Origin of the sequence: Brevibacterium litoralis (assembly GCF_040212315.1) — a bacterium.
Classification (GTDB): domain Bacteria; phylum Actinomycetota; class Actinomycetes; order Actinomycetales; family Brevibacteriaceae; genus Brevibacterium; species Brevibacterium litoralis.
Map to the genome: position 1 here is coordinate 153,186 of NZ_JBDIUY010000022.1, position 17,166 is coordinate 170,351.

Annotated in this window: 12 protein-coding genes; 1 reads left to right on the forward strand and 11 read right to left on the reverse strand. The window is 68.3% G+C overall.

The features are described 5' to 3' along the window. Positions 1–179: 179 nt before the first annotated feature. From AAD496_RS08300 to groES, 6 genes are all read right to left on the reverse strand, one after another. A complete protein-coding gene (locus AAD496_RS08300) occupies positions 180–1,775 on the reverse strand; it encodes an isocitrate lyase (protein WP_349828189.1) in 1,596 nt (531 codons plus the stop codon). Positions 1,776–2,150: 375 nt separating this feature from the next. After that, entirely contained in the window at positions 2,151–3,686 is a 1,536-nt protein-coding gene (guaB, locus tag AAD496_RS08305; RefSeq protein WP_349828190.1) for an IMP dehydrogenase, read from the reverse strand. A 174-nt stretch (positions 3,687–3,860) separates the two neighbouring features. Next, complete coding sequence (locus AAD496_RS08310) at positions 3,861–4,958, reverse strand: pseudouridine synthase (RefSeq protein ID WP_349828191.1); 1,098 nt, start codon at positions 4,956–4,958, stop codon at positions 3,861–3,863. A gap of 17 nt (positions 4,959–4,975) precedes the next feature. Next, positions 4,976–6,295, reverse strand: a complete 1,320-nt coding sequence (locus AAD496_RS08315) for a type III PLP-dependent enzyme domain-containing protein (protein WP_349828192.1) — start codon at positions 6,293–6,295, stop codon at positions 4,976–4,978. Between the two features lie 195 nt (positions 6,296–6,490). Next, positions 6,491–8,086, reverse strand: a complete 1,596-nt coding sequence (groL, locus tag AAD496_RS08320; protein ID WP_349828193.1) for a chaperonin GroEL — start codon at positions 8,084–8,086, stop codon at positions 6,491–6,493. Between the two features lie 55 nt (positions 8,087–8,141). Beyond that, complete coding sequence (gene groES / locus AAD496_RS08325) at positions 8,142–8,435, reverse strand: co-chaperone GroES (RefSeq protein ID WP_349828194.1); 294 nt, start codon at positions 8,433–8,435, stop codon at positions 8,142–8,144. A gap of 393 nt (positions 8,436–8,828) precedes the next feature. On the opposite strand from groES, the gene AAD496_RS08330 reads away from it, so the two are divergent. Continuing rightward, positions 8,829–10,472 (forward strand): AMP-binding protein, encoded by a 1,644-nt coding sequence (locus AAD496_RS08330; RefSeq protein ID WP_349828195.1) that lies wholly within the window; start codon positions 8,829–8,831, stop codon positions 10,470–10,472. 117 nt (positions 10,473–10,589) lie between these two features. On the opposite strand, the gene AAD496_RS08335 is transcribed toward AAD496_RS08330, so the two are convergent. From AAD496_RS08335 to metG, 5 genes are all read right to left on the reverse strand, one after another. Further along, entirely contained in the window at positions 10,590–11,750 is a 1,161-nt protein-coding gene (locus AAD496_RS08335; RefSeq protein ID WP_349828196.1) for a resuscitation-promoting factor, read from the reverse strand. Positions 11,751–11,766: 16 nt separating this feature from the next. After that, positions 11,767–12,984, reverse strand: a complete 1,218-nt coding sequence (locus AAD496_RS08340) for a resuscitation-promoting factor (RefSeq protein ID WP_349828197.1) — start codon at positions 12,982–12,984, stop codon at positions 11,767–11,769. 115 nt (positions 12,985–13,099) lie between these two features. Next, on the reverse strand, positions 13,100–14,479 hold the full coding sequence (locus AAD496_RS08345) for a G5 domain-containing protein (protein ID WP_349828198.1): 1,380 nt from the start codon (positions 14,477–14,479) through the stop codon (positions 13,100–13,102). A gap of 156 nt (positions 14,480–14,635) precedes the next feature. Further along, a complete protein-coding gene (locus AAD496_RS08350; protein ID WP_349828199.1) occupies positions 14,636–15,556 on the reverse strand; it encodes a TatD family hydrolase in 921 nt (306 codons plus the stop codon). Next, on the reverse strand, positions 15,556–17,097 hold the full coding sequence (metG, locus tag AAD496_RS08355) for a methionine--tRNA ligase (protein ID WP_349828200.1): 1,542 nt from the start codon (positions 17,095–17,097) through the stop codon (positions 15,556–15,558). The genes AAD496_RS08350 and metG overlap by 1 nt, the downstream gene beginning before the upstream one ends. Positions 17,098–17,166 lie beyond the last annotated feature (69 nt).

Sequence of the window (17,166 nt, forward strand, 5' to 3'; positions counted from 1 at the left end):
CGTCCGTATTCATCACCGCACACCGTACCCCGCACCCACTCCCCCGCGCCGTGGCGCTCATCACCCCCACGCGGAACACCCCGGCCCCTCCCGATTTCTCGGAAGGGGCCGGGGTGTTCGCGGAAGGAACCCGGGAGCGGAGGACCAGTCCGCCTCCGGTGCTGATCAGGCGGAACCGATCAGTTGAACTGGTTCATCGTGTTGTCCTTGCCACCGGCCTTGAGGGCGGCGTCACCGGCGAAGTACTCCTTGTGGTTGTCACCGATGTCGGAGCCGGCCATGTTCTGGTGCTTGACCGTGGCGATGCCCTCGCGGATCTCACGGCGCTGCACGTCGCGGACGTAGGCGAGCATGCCCTCCTCGGCGAAGTACCCCTTGGCCAGGTTGTCCGTGGACAGGGCGGCCGTGTGGTAGGTCGGCAGGGTGATGAGGTGGTGGAAGATACCCGCACGGGCGGCGCCGTCCTTCTGGAAGGACTGGATCTTCGCATCGGCCAGCTGCGCGAGCTCGGTGTCGTCGTAGTCGACGCTCATGAGGTTGTCGCGGTCGTAGGCCGAGACGTCCTTGCCCTCCTCGACCATGCGGTCGTAGGCCTGCTGGCGGAAGTTGAGCGTCCAGTTGAACGACGGGCTGTTGTTGTAGACCAGCTTCGCCTTCGGCTCCTGCTCGCGGATCTTGTCGACCATGCTGCCGATCTGCTCGACGTGCGGCTTCTCGGTCTCGATCCACAGCAGGTCCGCACCGTTGCGCAGCGACGTGATGCAGTCGAGGACCACGCGGTCCACGCCGGTGTCCTTGCGGAACTGGTACAGGTTGCTGGCCAGTCGCTTGGGACGCAGGAGCTTGCCCTCGCGGCGGATGACGACGTCACCGTCGCCCAGCTCCGCCTCGGAGATCTCCTCGACGTCGAGGAAGGAGTTGTACTGGTCGCCCAGGTCACCCGGCTCCTGCGAGACGGCGAGCTTCTGCGTGAGGCCGGCGCCCAGCGAGTCGGTACGGGCGACGATGATGCCGTTGTCGATGCCGAGCTCGAGGAAGGCGTAGCGGACCGCGTTGATCTTCGCGATGAAGTCCTCGTGCGGGACGGTCACCTTGCCGTCCTGGTGGCCGCACTGCTTCTCGTCGGAGACCTGGTTCTCGATCTGGATGGCGCAGGCGCCCGCTTCGATCATCTTCTTGGCCAGGAGGTAGGTGGCCTCCGGGTTGCCGAAGCCGGCGTCGATGTCGGCGATGATCGGCACGACGTGGGTCTCGTGGTTGTCGATCTCGTTCTGAAGGAACTCCACGGCGGTGTCGTCGCCGGCCTCGCGGGCCTCGTCGAGCTTGGTGAAGAGGATGTCGAGCTCACGGATGTCGGCCTGACGGAGGAAGGTGTAGAGCTCCTCGACGAGGGCCGGCACGGCGGTCTTCTCGTGCATCGACTGGTCGGGCAGCGGACCGAACTCGGAGCGGAGTGCCGCAACCATCCACCCGGAGAGGTAGAGGTAGCGCTTCTTCGTCTCCTTGAGGTGCTTCTTGATGGAGATCATCTTCTGCTGACCGACGAAGCCGTGCCAGACGCCCAGGGACTGCGTGTACACGGAGGTGTCCTGGTCGTACTCCTCCATGTCGCGGCGCATGATGTCCGCGGTGTACTGCGCGATCTCGAGACCGGTCTTGAACCGGTTCTGCGCCCGCATCCGGGCGACGTACTCGGGGTTGATCGCATCCCAGGAGGAACCGTTCTGATCCTTGAGGGCCTGCACTGCCTCGATGTCGTTCTGGAACGCAGTCATGATGCTTCCTTTGCGTGGTGGCGGTTGCACGGTCCGGATTGGGACATCGAACCGATCCTTCGGCTGTGGATCCCGTTTCCGTCCCCGTGCTTCGTTGACTGAGTCCATCTTCACCGCTCGCAACCCCCGAAACCCCCTCGAAACGAGGTGAAGATTCGCCGTTTTTCTACCGTTCAGAACTTCCGGCTGTCTGTGCCCGGAAAAGTGCCGGTCCGGACCCGGGCACGGCCCGGGGTCACCCCCACCGACGACGAGGCACCCTGCACTTCCCATCGGAAGTGCAGGGCGCCTCGGGAGCGAGGGCCGGGCCGGAACGATCCGACTGCGTCGGGGTTCGGGCCAGGGCGCCTCGGGAGCGGCCTCAGACGGTGTGCGTCACTTGGAGTGGTAGTTCGGTGCCTCGACCGTCATCTGGATGTCGTGCGGGTGGCTCTCCATGAGGCCGGCCGTCGTGAGGCGCACGAACTGGCCCTTCTCCTTGAGCTCGGGGATCGTGCGGGCTCCGACGTAGAACATCGTCTGGCGCAGGCCCCCGGTGAGCTGGTGCGCGACGTTCTTGAGACGGCCGCGGTAGGCGACGCGACCCTCGATGCCCTCGGGGATGAGCTCGGTGTCGGTGGCGACGTCGGCCTGGAAATAGCGGTCCTTCGAGTAGCTCTTGCCCTTGCGCGGGGCCATGGCGCCCAGCGAGCCCATGCCGCGGTAGGCCTTGTACTGCTTGCCGTTGACGAGGACGAGGTCACCGGGCGCCTCGGAGGTGCCGGCGAACAGCGAACCGAGCATCACGGAGTCGGCACCGGCGACGAGTGCCTTGCCGATGTCACCGGAGTACTGCAGGCCACCGTCTCCGATGACCGGGACGCCGGCCCTGCGGGCGGCCTGGGCGGCCATGTGGATGGCCGTCACCTGGGGCACGCCGACACCGGCGACGATCCGGGTGGTGCAGATGGAGCCCGGGCCGACGCCGACCTTGATGGCGTCCGCGCCGGCGTCGATGAGGGCCTGGGCACCCGCGGTGGTCGCGACGTTGCCGCCGATGATCTGCACGTGGGCGAAGGCCGGGTCGTTCTTGAGCTTGGAGATCATCTCCGTGACACCGCGGGCGTGGCCGTTGGCGGTGTCGACGACGAGGACGTCGACACCGGCCTCGGCGAGGAGCCCGGCGCGGTCGTAGGCGTCACCGTAGAAGCCGACGGCGGCACCGACGCGCAGGCGACCCTCCTCGTCCTTCGTCGCGTCCGGGTACTCCTCCGACTTCACGAAGTCCTTGACGGTGATGAGTCCCTTGATGTGGTTCTCGGCGTCGACGATCGGCAGCTTCTCGATCTTGTGCTCGGCGAGCAGCGCGAGTGCGTCCTCGGGGGCCACACCCTCCGGGGCGGTGACGAGCGGCATCTTCGTCATGGCCTCGGCGACGGTGGTCGTCGCGAAGTCCGAGTGCTTGACGAACCGCAGGTCGCGGTTGGTGACGATGCCCACGAGCACGTCGTTCGCGTCGACGACCGGCAGGCCGGAGATCCGGTACTGGCCGCAGATCGTGTCGAGTTCCTCGAGGGTGGCCTCGGGACGGATGGTGAGCGGATCCTGGATCATGCCGGACTCGGAGCGCTTCACGTAGTCCACCTGCTCGGCCTGGTCCTCGGCGGACAGGTTGCGGTGGATGATGCCGATACCGCCCAGGCGCGCCATCGCGACGGCCATGCGCGACTCCGTCACGGTGTCCATCGCGGCGGACACGAGCGGCATCTTGATGTCGATCTCACGGGTGAGGCGGGTGGTCGTCGAGGCCTCCGAGGGGATCACGTCGGTGTCCCCGGGCAGGAGCAGGACGTCGTCGTACGTGAGTCCGGTGAGCGCGAAAGGATCCTCCGTCACCATGTTCGTCGGCATGTTCTCCGGTTCCCCTGCCATGTGGTCCGCTCCCCTTCGGTCCTCGGTCCGGGTACCACGACACCTCGACGAGGGACGCGCCGGACCGGCGAAAACTGTTGGATCAATGGTAGCCCCGAGGCCTGAAGCGGCAGGCGTGAGATCCGGCACGTGAACTGTGGGTCCTGTCACGTCGCACCCGTTGAGGAGGCCACCTCAGGCCCGGGTGACGTCCGGGCGCATCCGGCTCGTGAACACCCGCTCCGCGCCGGTGAGCGGGTCGGTGAACTCGAGACGTTCGGCCACGAGCTGGAGCACGTGGGACATGTCGTAGGGGTCCGGCCCGAGGTCGACCGGGTACACCGGGTCCCCGAGCAGCGGCATGCCGAGGCCGTTCATGTGTACCCGCAACTGGTGGGTCTTGCCGGTGTGGGGTGTGAGGACGAACTCGCCGACGTGCCGGGTGGGGTGGTCGGCGGCGCCCGGGGTACCGGGATGTGTCAGGTCGGCGGGCACCTCGGCGGCGGGGAGGACACGGTCCAGACGGACGGTCGTGTGGGAGTTGGGCTCCCCCGGCTCCTCGATCACGGTGCGCTGCCCGTCGATCTTGCGGATGCGGGTACGGACCTCGGCCGACCGGCCGGACTCCAGGCCGAGCGGGAGCGGGTCACCCGGGACCCAGCCGACGGGCAGCCAGGCGAGTGCGCGGTAGGACTTGCGGATCCGCTTCTGCTGGAACAGGACCTGATACTTGCCGCGCGTGTCCGGGTTCCGGGACAGGACGAGGAGGCCACCGGTCACGCGGTCGAGGCGGTGGATCGCGACGAGGTCGTCCTCCCCGCGGGCCACCCGCAGGCGGGTGACGACGCACTCGCGGACGAAGACGCCGTTAGGCGTACTCGCGAGGAAGTGGGGTTTGTCGACGACGAGGAGGTCGGCGTCCTCGTGGACGACCGTGACCTCGGCGGGGATCCGGTCCTCGTACGGGATCGGCTTGTGGAACCAGTAGAACCCGCCCGGTTCGACCGGTTCGTCGAGGGACACGCGGTGCCCGTCGGCGGCGGTGAGTTCCCCGTCGGTGACGAAGTAGTGCAGGGCCGCCTCGGTCTCGGCGAGTGCGGTCACCATCGTCGTCTCGCGGTGGAGGACCTGTGGGAGGACGGTGTCGGTGAGCCAATCGCGGACACTCGCCGGCACCGGCAGGTGCGCGCCCGTGTGGGTCTCGTTACCGCCCGGGGCGCGCAGCTTGGCCGCGGAGATCCCCTCCCGCGGGGGAAGCGGACTCCGCGACCGGCGTCGGTAGGGGTGACTCACCGGTTCGACCCACCGGTTCAGAGACGGACGTCCTCGCCTGCTTCGGCGACGAGCTCCTCGAGGATCTGCTGCTTGCGGATCCGCGTCCAGTGCACGGCGCCGGCCTCGTCGACCGTGTAGGCGTAGACGGCGGTGCGGGGCAACGCGTTGTAGGAGAAGGGCGTCGACCAGTAGTACGCGCCGGTGTCGTGGATGACGGCGATGCCGTCCTTCTCGAACTCGGGCAGTTCGTAGTCGCGGCCGATCATGTCGCCGGTGAAGCAGCAGGGACCGGCGAGGTCCTGCGTCGTCACGGGCGCGTCCGAGGGGGTGCCCTCCGGGGTGTAGGCCGACACCCGCAGCGGCCAGTGGTCGGGCATGAAGACGGTACGGGTGGCGACCTGGGCACCGGCGTGGCCGATGGCGAAGCGCCGCTCCCCCACGTCCTTCGTGTACTCGATCTTCGTGGCGATCGACCCGGCCTTGGCCAGCAGCGACCGGCCGAACTCCGTGATGACGGTGTACTTGCCGCTGAACAGGTCCGGGACCTCGATCTTCAGCAGCGAGGCGTAGTCGTGGTAGCTCGGGGTCACGTCGTCGGAGTCGAAGTTGACGGTGAGGCCACCGCCGATGTCGACCCGGGTGATCTGCTGCCGGCCCACGGCCTGCTCGACGTCCTCGGCCAGTGCGAGGATGCGGCGGATGCCCTCGGCGGCGAGCTCCAGCGGGACGCCCTGCGAGCCGGAGTGGACGTGCAACTGGGTGATCCACGGGCGGGCGGCGATCGCGTCGACGAGTTCCTGTCGGGTGGCGTCGTCGATGATCGCGATCCCGAACTTCGTGGTCGTCGTGGCCGTCGACATCGCGGCGATCGAGCCGGTACCGACGACCGGGTTGACGCGCACACCGATGGCGGAGTCCGTCGGGTTCCCGGCGGCCTCACGGGCGGACACGAGCTCGTCGAGACGGTCCATCTCCTGGTAGTTGTCGATGTTCATCGCGGCCCCCACCTCGAGGGCGTGCTCGATCTCCGGGAGGGTCTTGGCCGGGGAGTCGACGACGATCGTGGCCGGGTCGAATCCGGCGGCCTCGGCCATCGCGAACTCGCCGGGGCTGGCGACCTCGCAGCCCATGCCCAGGTCGGCCAGGTACCGCAGCAGCGGCACGACGGTGACGGCCTTGGCGGCCACCGCGTGGTTGGTGTGGGGGATGGCGTCGAAGGCGTTCTGCAGGGCCTCGACCTGGGCCTTGACGGCGGCGGTGTCGATGAGGCCGACGACCGGCTGCTCGGTACCGATGAGACCGTCCGCGACGAGCGCGCGCACGGCGGCGTCCCGGTGGGCGACGAAAGTAGACATGCCCAAAAGTCTACTTCGCATACCTTTAGGGTCCCATTCCGGGGTCGGCGCGGACCTCGCGCCGACCTCCGACACTCCAGCACCGGAACGACGCCGAGGCGCCGTGCACCTCTCCACGAGAAGTGCACGGCGCCTCGGCGTCGGTACGGGGAGCGGACCGGACCTCACCGAAAGATGCAGGACGGTCCCGACGACTCACTTGTCGTCGTCGTCCTCGTCCTTCTTGTCCACCACGAGGGCCTCGGTCGTGAGGACCAGGGCGGCGATGGACGCGGCGTTGCGCAGGGCCGAACGGGTCACCTTGACCGGGTCGATGATGCCCTTTCCGATGAGGTCACCGTACTCGCCGGTGGCAGCGTTGAAGCCCTCACCGGCAGCGAGCTCGGAGACCTTCGAGGCCACGACGTAACCGTCCTGGCCGGCGTTCTCGGCGATCCAGCGCAGCGGCTCGACCACGGACTTGCGGACGATGGACGCACCGGTGGCGGCATCGCCGGACAGACCCAGGTCGACCTCATCCAGGACCTTGGCGGCCTGCACGAGTGCGGAGCCACCACCTGCGACGATGCCCTCCTCGATGGCGGCACGGGTCGCGGCGACGGCGTCCTCGACGCGGTACTTGCGCTCCTTGAGCTCCGGCTCGGTAGCGGCGCCGACCTTGATGACGGCCACACCGCCGGCCAGCTTGGCCAGGCGCTCCTGCAGCTTCTCGCGGTCCCAGTCGGAATCGGTGTTCTCGACCTCGGCACGGATCTGCGCGACCCGACCGGCGACGGCATCGTCGGTGCCGGCACCATCGATGACCGTCGTCGTGTCCTTGGTGATCGTGACGGTGCGGGCCTGGCCCAGCTCCTCCAGACCGACGGCCTCGAGCTTCATGCCCATGTCGGGCGTGACGACCTGGCCACCGGTGAGGACGGCGAGGTCCTCGAGGATGGCCTTGCGGCGGTCACCGAAGCCGGGGGCCTTGACGGCGGCCACGTTGAGGATGCCGCGGATGCGGTTGACGACGAGCGTCGACAGTGCTTCACCCTCGATGTCCTCGGCCACGATGAGCAGCGGCTTGGAGGCCTGCTGCACCTTCTCGAGCACCGGGAGCAGGTCCTGGACGTTCGAGATCTTGCCCTGGTTGATGAGGATGTAGGGATCCTCCAGGACGGCTTCCTGGCGGTCGGCGTCTGTCACGAAGTACTGCGACAGGTAGCCCTTGTCGAACTGCATGCCCTCGGTGAACTCGAGCTCGACCTGGGTGCCCTGGGACTCGTCGATCGTGATGACGCCGTCCTTGCCGACCTTCTCGAAGGCCTCGGCGATGAGCGTGCCGATCTCCGGGGACTGCGCGGACAGCGCGGCGACGTTGGCGATCTCGTCGGAACCGTCGACGTCGCGGGCGATCTCCAGGAGCTTGCCCTCGACGGCCTCGACGGCCTTCTCGATGCCCACCTTGAGCTGCGCGGGGGCCGCACCGGCGGCCACGTTGCGCAGACCCTCGTGGACGAGTGCCTGGGCGAGGACGGTCGCGGTGGTCGTACCGTCACCGGCCACGTCGTTCGTCTTGGTGGCGACCTCCTTGGCGAGCTGCGCGCCGAGGTTCTCGTAGGGATCGTTCAGTTCTACCTCACGGGCGATGGTCACACCGTCGTTCGTGATGGTGGGGGCGCCCCAGGCCTTGTCGAGAACGACGTTGCGGCCCTTGGGGCCGAGCGTCACCTTGACGGTGTCGGCGAGGACGTTGACGCCGCGCTCCAGGGACTTCCGTGCCTCGTCGTCGAACGAGAGAGTCTTGGCCATGTTCACACTTCCTGTTCTGGTGTGTACGGGATGTACAGGTGGTCAGGAAGAACGGTCAGCCGATGACCGCGAGCACGTCGCGGGCGGAGAGCACCAGGTACTCCTCGCCGGCGTACTTGACCTCGGTGCCGCCGTACTTGGAGTAGATGACCTTGTCACCCTCCTGGACGTCGAGCGGGATGCGGGAGCCGTTGTCGGCGACGCGGCCGGGGCCCACGGCGACGACTTCACCCTCCTGTGGCTTCTCCTTGGCGGAGTCGGGGATGACCAGACCGGAAGCGGTGGTCGTCTCAGCCTCGACCTGCTTGATGACGATGCGATCCTCGAGCGGCTTGATGGAGACCGACATGCGGACACACTCCTTCTAGATGAGTTCCTACCTGGCGGGTCACCGTCGGCGACCCGGATGCCGGGGATGCGCGTACCCTCTCGCGGTCCCGTGGGGCTCCCACGCGCTGGTGAGGCGGTGGGCCACGGTGCCGGTCGACGGGTATGCGGGGAGTCGTTCGTCGTCGCGGGTGCCGAACGACTCGTGTCTGCATCCCTCGAAAGGTTGCTGGCACTCTCGGGGTGAGAGTGCAAATCCCAGCGTAGAAACCCTTTGGCACTCGGTCAACTCGAGTGCCAGCGCACGACCGAAAGTTCACCACGGGATGAATTCGTCGTCACCTCCACCTAAAATCACCGAACAGGCGTTCGATCCCCGCGCCCCCACCCATCCCGTACGAAGGAGTACACCCGGATGTTCGACACACCCGCACGCATCTACGAGCACGCGTTCGCCGTCTACCCCACCCTCACGGCGATTCGCGACGAGTCCGCCCCGTCCGTCGCCCCGGGCGAGGTCGCCGAGTACACCTACCGAGACCTCCACGTGTGGTCGGACGCCGTCATGGACCAGTTCGACGAGCTGGGCCTCGGTGCGGGTGACGTCGTCTCCATGTTCGCGCTCAACCGCGTCGAGTGGCCGGTCGTCGAGACCGCCGTCGCCCGTGCGGGCCTCACCCGGTCACCGGCCAACTACATGTCCGCCCTCGACACCGTCGCCTACCAGCTCGGGTACGCCGGAACGAAGGTCCTCGTCACCGACTACGACCTCGGCTCCGAGCTCCTCCCCCGCCTGGCCGCGGACCCCGCGACGCAGGACGTCACGGTCGTCCAGCTCCAGGACCCGGACGGCCGGACCCTGCCGGGGTCGATTCCGCTCGCCGCTCGCCCGGCCGCCGGCACCGCGCCGCACCGTGCACCGGTCGATCTCGACCCGCAGTCCCTGTCGACCATCAACTTCACCGGGGGCACGACCGGCAAGCCGAAGGCCGTGGCCCACACCTGTGCCTCGGCCGCCGCCGCGATGTACATCCAGATGATCGAGGCGGAGATCGCGACCCGGGAACGCATGCTCGTCATGTCCCCGCTCGCCCACTCCGCCGGCGCCTTCACCTCGGCGGCTCTGGGTCGCGGCGCGAACGTGCGGATCCTCGACGGGTTCGACGCCGAACGCACCGTCGAGCTCCTCCGCACCGACGGCATCACGTGGACCTTCATGGTGCCGACCATGATCTACCGCGTACTCGACACCCTGGAGGCGAGCAGCAATGCGAGCAGAGGGGCCGAGGGTGCGGGCACCTCGGACCTCGACCTGCGCACCATGGTCTACGGGGCCGCACCCATGTCCCCGGCCCGGCTCCAGCAGGGCCTCGACACCTTCGGCAAGGTCTTCATCCAGCTCTACGGGCAGACCGAGGCGCCGCAGTTCATCACCTCGCTCGGCAAGCTCGACCACGACCCGGCCCGCCCCGAGCTCCTCACCAGCTGCGGCAACGCCTCGCTCTTCACCGAGGTCGAGGTCGCCGACGAGGAGGGCAACGTCCTGGCCGTCGGGGAGTTGGGCGAGATCATCACCCGCACCCCCTTCGCACTGCGGGAGTACCTGGGAAACGCCGAGGCGACCGCGGAGAAGTTCTTCGGCGACTGGGTCCGCACCGGTGACATGGGCGTCAAGGACGCCGACGGGTTCGTCTACCTCAAGGACCGCCGCAACGACATGATCATCTCCGGCGGCTTCAACGTGTACTCCCGCGAGGTCGAGGACGCCGTGGCCATGCACCCGAACGTCTCACAGTCCGCCGTCATCGGGATCCCGCACGAGGACTGGGGCGAGGCGGTCCACGCCTATGTCGTCACCCGCGACGGCACCCCGGAGGATCCCGCCGGCAGCCTGGCCGAGCAGGAACTCTGCGAATTCACCCGCGGCAAGGTCGCGAACTACGCGCGCCCCAAGACCGTCACCTTCGTGAGCGACCTGCCGCAGACCCCCTTCGGCAAGATCGACAAGAAGAAGCTCCGCGCACCCCACTGGCAGGGCGCCTCACGCTCCATCGGCTGACGCCAGTGGACAGCGGTCGGAGACGGGTGTCCCGCCAAGGCGGAGGAGCGACGACGTACGTGGGTTTGGTACTTCGAGCGACGAGAACGCAGGCGGGGCGCCCGTATCCGGCCGCTGTCAGGCGCAGGCCCATTGGGACCAGCCGGCACGTGCCTGGAGGGTCTTGGCGCGGTCGAACTGTTCCTGCGGGGAGGCGTCGATCGGGTTGCCGGTGCCACCGACGGACCGCCAGGTCGCGAGCTTGAACTGGAACAGCCCGAAGTGGGCGTTGTTCTGTTGATTGACCGCGCGCGGGTTGAAGGTCGATTCGCACTGGGCGATCTGGTACCACTTCGAGCCCGGCCCACCGAGCATCGCCTTGATCTCCTCGGTGGTCATGTCCATGGGGTCGTTGGTCCCCTCGAGGACCACCTGCTCCTCGGCCTCGGCGAGGACGGTCGAGTCGAGTTCCTCCTTCTCGACCTCCTCACCGTCGACGGTGGTGATCGAGTAGGTGACCTCGCGCTTGCCGTCCTTGCCCTCGACCTTCACCTCGGACTCGCCGATGTCCAGGTCGTCGGTCTCCTCGGTCTTCACGGGGCGCTCGATCGTCTCCTCGACGGTCTTCTCCTCGACGGAGACCCGGGAGACCGTGAGGTTCTGCCCGTCGACGACCGGGGTGGTGAGCGGGGAGGAGACGATGTCGTCGGCGTCGAGGGAGAGGCCGAGTGCCGTCAGGGCGTCCTCGACGGTGGCCACGGGTTCCTCGACGCGGTGGGACTCCCCGTCCGCGGTGATCGTGAGCGTCTTGTGCGTGACGACCTCGATCGCCGACACACCGGTCGGCCCGTCGCCCTCGGCCACCACGTCGAGCGCCGGGGAGGCGAGGGTGGAGTCGAGACCGGCGGAGTCGAGGTCCGTGGAGACGGTCGCCCCCTCGGTGTCGACGCCCAGGTCCGCGAGCGCCTCACCGACGGTCGTGGCGGTGGTCGTCTCGGTGGTCGTCGTGCCGTCGACGGTGAGCTCGATGTCCTTCGCCGTGTTCACGACGATGTCCATGCCGCGGTCGACGGCGGTGCCGCGACCCGGCAGCACGTCGTCGCGGTGGGTGACCTCGTAGTCCTGTGCGGCCAGCACGTCGGCCACGTCGTTGCCGAAGGTACGCACCTGCTGGGCCTGTCCGTCGACGGTCATCGTCACCGGTTTGTTGAGCGCCACGAAGGCGCTGGTGCCGGCGACGAGGCCGCCGATGACGAGCGTCTGCCCGACGATCTGGATCGCGCGTTTCCCCAGGATCATGTCCACCCGCCCCGACTCAGCGCAGGCCGAGCTGGCTGGAGCAGGACGGCCAGGCACCCCAACCCTGCACTGCGAGGACCTTCTCGGCGATCGCGATCTGCTGGGCGCGGGTGGCCTGGTGGGCGTAGGAGGCGTACTGCCCGCCACCGAAGGCCGTCCAGGTCCGCGCGCTGAACTGCAGACCGCCGTAGTAGCCGTTGCCGGTGTTGATCGACCAGTTCCCGCCGGACTCGCACTGCGCGAGGGCGTCCCACGTGCTGCCGTTGCTCACGGCCGGTTCGTCACCGGAGTTCGACCCGGAGGAGTCGGAGGAGTCGGAGGAGTCGGAGGAGTCGGAGGAGTCGGAGGAGCTCGTGTCCGGCTCGGGTGCGGGGCGTTCCTTGGTGCCCTTCGCCACGACCTCCGTGACGGGTTCCGCGACCGTCTTCTCGCCGGTCTTCTCCTTGGAGACCTCCTCGCCGTCGACGGTGGTCACGTCGTAGGTGACCTCCTTCGTCCCGTCCTCGCCCGCGGTCCGGACCTCCGACTCGTCCTCGTAGAGGTCGTCGTCCTCCTCGGTACGGGTCTCGTGCGCGATCGTCTCCTCCTCCGTGACGGTGGAGTGCTGCACGTTCGTCACGTTCAGTGCCATGCCGTCGGTCACTGGACCGGCGAGCGGCATCGAGACGGTGTCGCCCTCGCCCAGTTCGATGCCCGCGGCGGCGAGCACCTCGGCGACGGTGGAGACGGCCTCGTCGCGGACCTTGACGGTGTCACCGCCGACGTTGACGTTCACGGCCTTGGGCGTGACGACCTCGATCGCCTCGACCCCGGTGTCCGTCGCCGGGGAGGCGAGCACCTGGTCGGCGTCCTCGGAGATCTCCGCGGCCGCGGCGTCGACGCCCAGGTCCTCGAGCGCCTGGCCGACGGTGTGCGCGGTCGTCCACTCCTCGGTGGTCATCCCGTCGACGGTGAGGTCGATCGACTTGGCGGTGTTCACGACGATGTCCATGTCCCGCTCGACCTCGGCACCACGGCCCGGGAGCACTTCGTCCCGCTCTTCCAGCCCGATGTCCTGCGAGGCCAGCACGTCCTCGACGGAGTCACCGAAGGTACGCACCTGCGAGGACTGGCCGTCGACGGTCACGGTCACGGACTTGTTCTGGGTGACGAAGACGCCGGTCCCGGCGACGAGGGTGCCGATGACGACCGCCTGGGAGGCGATCATGGCCTTGCGGTTGCGGAGGATCTTCATGGGTGGTTTCGCTGCTTCCGTCGATGTGGGAGCGGGCACGGGTGTGCCGCGGGCGGACCGGGGTGGAGGTCCGGGATGTTGTCAGGGGTCCGGGAGGCCCGGGGTGCGGAGCGCCTCAGGCGCAGGCCCACTGGCTCCAGCCGTAGCGGGACTGGAGTTCCTTGGCCCGCTCGAACTGTTCGCGCGGCGAGGCGTCGATCGGATTGCCGGTGCCGCCCACGCCGCGCCAGGTCGCGAGCTTGAACTGGAACAGGCCGAAGTGGGCGAAGTTCTGCTGGTTGACCGCGCGCGGGTTGAACGTCGACTCGCACTCGGCGATCTGGTACCACTTGGAGCCCGGGCCGCCGAGCATGGCCTTGATCTCCTCGGTGGTCATGTTCATGTCGTAGCCGTGCTCGTCGGCACCGTCCGAGGTCCCGGACGAGCCGGAATCACCCTCGTCCGAGGAACCGGTGCTCTCGGTCGACCCGCTGTCGGACCCCGAGTCCTCGACGACCGGCTCCGGTTCGGGGGCCGGGCGTTCCTTGGTGCCGACGAGGACCACCTCGTCGACGGGTTCGGTGACGACCTGTTCGGAGACCTTCTCGCGGGAGACCTCCTCACCGCCCACCGTGCGGATCTCGTAGGTGATCTCCTTGGTGCCGTCCTCGCCCTCGGTGTCGACCTCGGACTCACCGACGTAGAGGTCGTCGGTCTCCTTCTCGGTCGAGTCGTGGGCGATCGACTCCTCCTCGGTGACGGTGGAGTCCTCGACGGTCGTCACCTCGACGGTCATGCCGGCGGTCACCGGGGAGGCCAGGGGGACGTTGAGGACGTCGTCCGTGTCGACGGGCACCTCGGCCGCGGCCAGGACCTCCTCCACGGAGGAGACGGCGACGTCCTTGACCCGCGTCGATTCGCCGTCGACGTTCACGTAGACGGACTTGGGACTCACGACCTCGACCTTCTCGACACCATCTGTGACGGTGTCCGAGGCCAGCTGCGCCTCGAGATCCGTGGAGACCTCCGCCCCCTCGGTGTCGACACCGAGGTCGGACAGTGCGTCGCCGACCGTCTGAGCGGTCGTCCACTCGTCGGTGGTGACGCCGTCGACGGTCATCTCCATCGATTTCGCGGTGTTCACGACGATCTGCATGTCGCGCTCGACGGTGCTGTCGCGGCCCGGGGCCACGGCGTCGCGTGCGTCGAGGGTGATGTCCTGGGCGGCCAGGACGTCCTCGACCTCTCCCCCGAAGGTCCGGACCGTCTCCGACTGCCCGTCGACGGTCACGGTGACCTGCTTGTTCATGGCGACGAAACCGACGGTGCCCGCGACGAGCGCGGAGATGACGACGGCCTGTCCGGCCAGCATGAGGGGTCGCCGACGGGACCGGCGGGTGGACTTCCCGCCGTCCTCGGTGGCCTGTGCGGTCTCGCGCTGCGCGCTCAGGGCCTGCGACTCCACGACGGAGTCCCCGGTGGCGCCGGGGTCCGGGGTGCTGCTGGATGCTTTCACGACATGGTTCCCATCGGTGACGTACGACGGCAGTCGGTGGGGGAAGGCCTGCCGGGTGCGGTTGCTACGGGTGCGACAGGGTGCACTGCTCCCGTCGACCACACCAGCGTAACCGAACCGTTACCAACCCGGCAATTCTGTTACCTGAATGATCGATCACAGTGCCCAGGAGCCGAAGGCGCGTTCAGCGTTGGCACTCGCCTGCTGCGCGATCGTGACCTCGTCGACACCTCGGACGCGGGCCAGCTCCCGCACGACGAGGGGCACCAGGTAGGACCCGCCGGGCTTCCCGCGGTGCGGCACCGGGGTGAGGAACGGGGCGTCGGTCTCCGTGAGCAACAGGTGATCGGGGACCACCGAGGCCGCGTGCCGCAGTTCCGCCGCGTTCTTGAACGTCACGTTCCCGGCGAAGGACATGTGGTAGCCGCGCTCGGCACAGATCCGCGCCATCTCCACGTCACCGGAGAAGCAGTGGAAGACGGTCCGCTCGGGCGCCCCGTCCTCCTGCAGGATCCGCAGGACGTCGGCGTGCGCCTCGCGGTCGTGGATCTGGAGGGCCAGACCGGTGCGCTTGGCGATGTCGATGTGCGCGCGGAACGACTCGATCTGGGCCGCCGTCCCCTCCTCGCCGGTCCGGAAGAAGTCGAGGCCGGTCTCGCCGACCACCCGCATGCGGGAGCCTGCGCACAGCTGCTCGATCTCGTGGAGGGACTCCTCGAGGAGACCGGCAGCGGCCAGGCGGGGCGCCTCGTTCGGGTGGATCGCCACGCCGCCGAGCATCCAGTCGTGCCCGGCGGCCGCCTCGGCCTCGACGGTCGCGGCGGTCCAGCGGGCCGCACCCATCTCACAGCCGATCTGCACGATCCGGGTGATGCCGGCGGCGAGCGCGCGCTCCCGGAACCAGTCGAGACCCGGGAACTCCTCCCCGTCGGTCGGGTCGACCTCCGGGGCGGGCTCGCCGGCCTTGAGAGGACCGCGCGCCCCGGTCCCGATGTCGAGGTGGGTGTGCGTGTCGACGCCCGGGACCGCGAGGGCCTCCGGGACGTCGGGGTACGACCCGGCGGCCCGGGATGCCATCAGGCGTCCTCCTTCTCCACGTACTTGGGGAACACCGGCACGGGCCCCGGCAGCGGGGTGCCCGCCACGAGCGGGGTGTCGATCGTCGCGAAGGCGCGGGACGCCTCGTCGGCGGGGACGCCGAGGAGGTCGAGGACCCGGCCTGCGGCCGTCGGCATCACGGGGCGGGCGAGCAGGGAGACGATGCGGACGACCTCGAGCGTCGTCCACAGGACGGTCTCCATCCGTGCGGTGTCGGTCTTCCGCAGCTTCCAGGGTTCCTGGGCACTGAAGTAGCGGTTGGCGCTCGAGAGCACCTTCCACGCGGCCTCGACGTAGAGGTGGATGTTCTGGGCGTCGACGTGGCGGCGGGCCTGCGGGAGGATCGCCCGGGCCTCGGACAGGAGCGCCTCGTCGTCGGCGGTGAGCTCGCCCGGGGTCGGCACCGCGCCGGCGCAGTTCTTGGCCACCATCGACAGGGATCGCTGCGCGAGGTTGCCGTACTCGTTGGCGAGGTCACCGTTCATACGGGAGACGAACGCCTCGTGGCTGTAGGAGCCGTCCTGGCCGTAGCTGATCTCGCGGAGGAAGAAGAACCGGACGGTGTCGAGGCCGTATTCGGCGATGAGGTCGTGCGGGTCGACGACGTTGCCCAGTGACTTGGACATCTTCTCGCCCTTGTTGAACAGGAAGCCGTGGGCGTGGACCCGGCGGGGCAGCTCGACGCCGGCGCTCATGAGGAAGGCCGGCCAGTAGACGGCGTGGAACCGGGCGATGTCCTTGCCGATGATGTGGACGTCGGCCGGCCACCATTTGGCCAGGGCGTCGGCGTCGGAGGGGAAGCCGGCACCGGTGAGGTAGTTGGCGAGCGCGTCGACCCACACGTACATGACGTGCTTCTCGTCGCCCGGCACCGGCACACCCCAGTCGAAGGTGGTGCGAGAGACGGAGAGGTCCTTGAGACCGGAGGCGACGAAGGCCGCGACCTCGTTGCGGCGCGTGTCCGGACCGACGAACTCCGGGTGCTCCTCGTAGAGGGCCAGGAGCTTGTCCTGGTAGGCGGAGAGGCGGAAGAAGTAGGACTCCTCCTCCGTCCACTCGACCTCGGTGCCGGTCCCGGTGGCCACGCGCACGCCGTCCTCGCCCACGTGGGTCTCGTCGTCGGTGTAGTACGCCTCGTCACGGACGGAGTACCAGCCGGAGTAGGAGTCGAGGTAGATGTCCCCGTTCGCCTCCATCCGCTTCCACAGCTCCTGGGCACAGGTGTGGTGGTCGGCGTCGGTCGTGCGGATGAACCGGTCGTAGCTGGAACCCAGGGCGTCGTGCAGGTCCTGGAACACCGCGGCGTTGCGATCGGCGAGCTCCCGGGCGGTCACGCCCTCCTTCTGCGCCGTCTGCTGCATCTTCAGACCGTGCTCGTCGGTACCGGTGAGGTAGAAGACCTCCTGGCCGTCCATCCGCTTGAAGCGGGCCAGGGTGTCGGTGGCGATGTACTCGTACGCGTGCCCGATGTGGGGGCGACCGTTCGGGTACGCGATCGCGGTCGTGATGAAGAAGCTCATGATGCCCGATTCTATCCGCCACCCGAGGCCGTCCCACCCGCGCGATCCATGCCTCACCTCCGTCACCAC

What these genes read in the sequence shown, in the direction of transcription:
- AAD496_RS08300 (WP_349828189.1), bottom strand. Translation starts at nt 1,775, where the DNA reads ATGACTGCGTTCCAGAACGACATCGAGGCAGTGCAGGCCCTCAAGGAT.
- guaB (WP_349828190.1), bottom strand. Translation starts at nt 3,686, where the DNA reads ATGGCAGGGGAACCGGAGAACATGCCGACGAACATGGTGACGGAGGAT.
- AAD496_RS08315 (WP_349828192.1), bottom strand. Translation starts at nt 6,295, where the DNA reads ATGTCTACTTTCGTCGCCCACCGGGACGCCGCCGTGCGCGCGCTCGTC.
- groL (WP_349828193.1), bottom strand. Translation starts at nt 8,086, where the DNA reads ATGGCCAAGACTCTCTCGTTCGACGACGAGGCACGGAAGTCCCTGGAG.
- groES (WP_349828194.1), bottom strand. Translation starts at nt 8,435, where the DNA reads ATGTCGGTCTCCATCAAGCCGCTCGAGGATCGCATCGTCATCAAGCAG.
- AAD496_RS08330 (WP_349828195.1), top strand. Translation starts at nt 8,829, where the DNA reads ATGTTCGACACACCCGCACGCATCTACGAGCACGCGTTCGCCGTCTAC.
- AAD496_RS08335 (WP_349828196.1), bottom strand. Translation starts at nt 11,750, where the DNA reads ATGATCCTGGGGAAACGCGCGATCCAGATCGTCGGGCAGACGCTCGTC.
- AAD496_RS08340 (WP_349828197.1), bottom strand. Translation starts at nt 12,984, where the DNA reads ATGAAGATCCTCCGCAACCGCAAGGCCATGATCGCCTCCCAGGCGGTC.
- AAD496_RS08350 (WP_349828199.1), bottom strand. Translation starts at nt 15,556, where the DNA reads ATGGCATCCCGGGCCGCCGGGTCGTACCCCGACGTCCCGGAGGCCCTC.
- metG (WP_349828200.1), bottom strand. Translation starts at nt 17,097, where the DNA reads ATGAGCTTCTTCATCACGACCGCGATCGCGTACCCGAACGGTCGCCCC.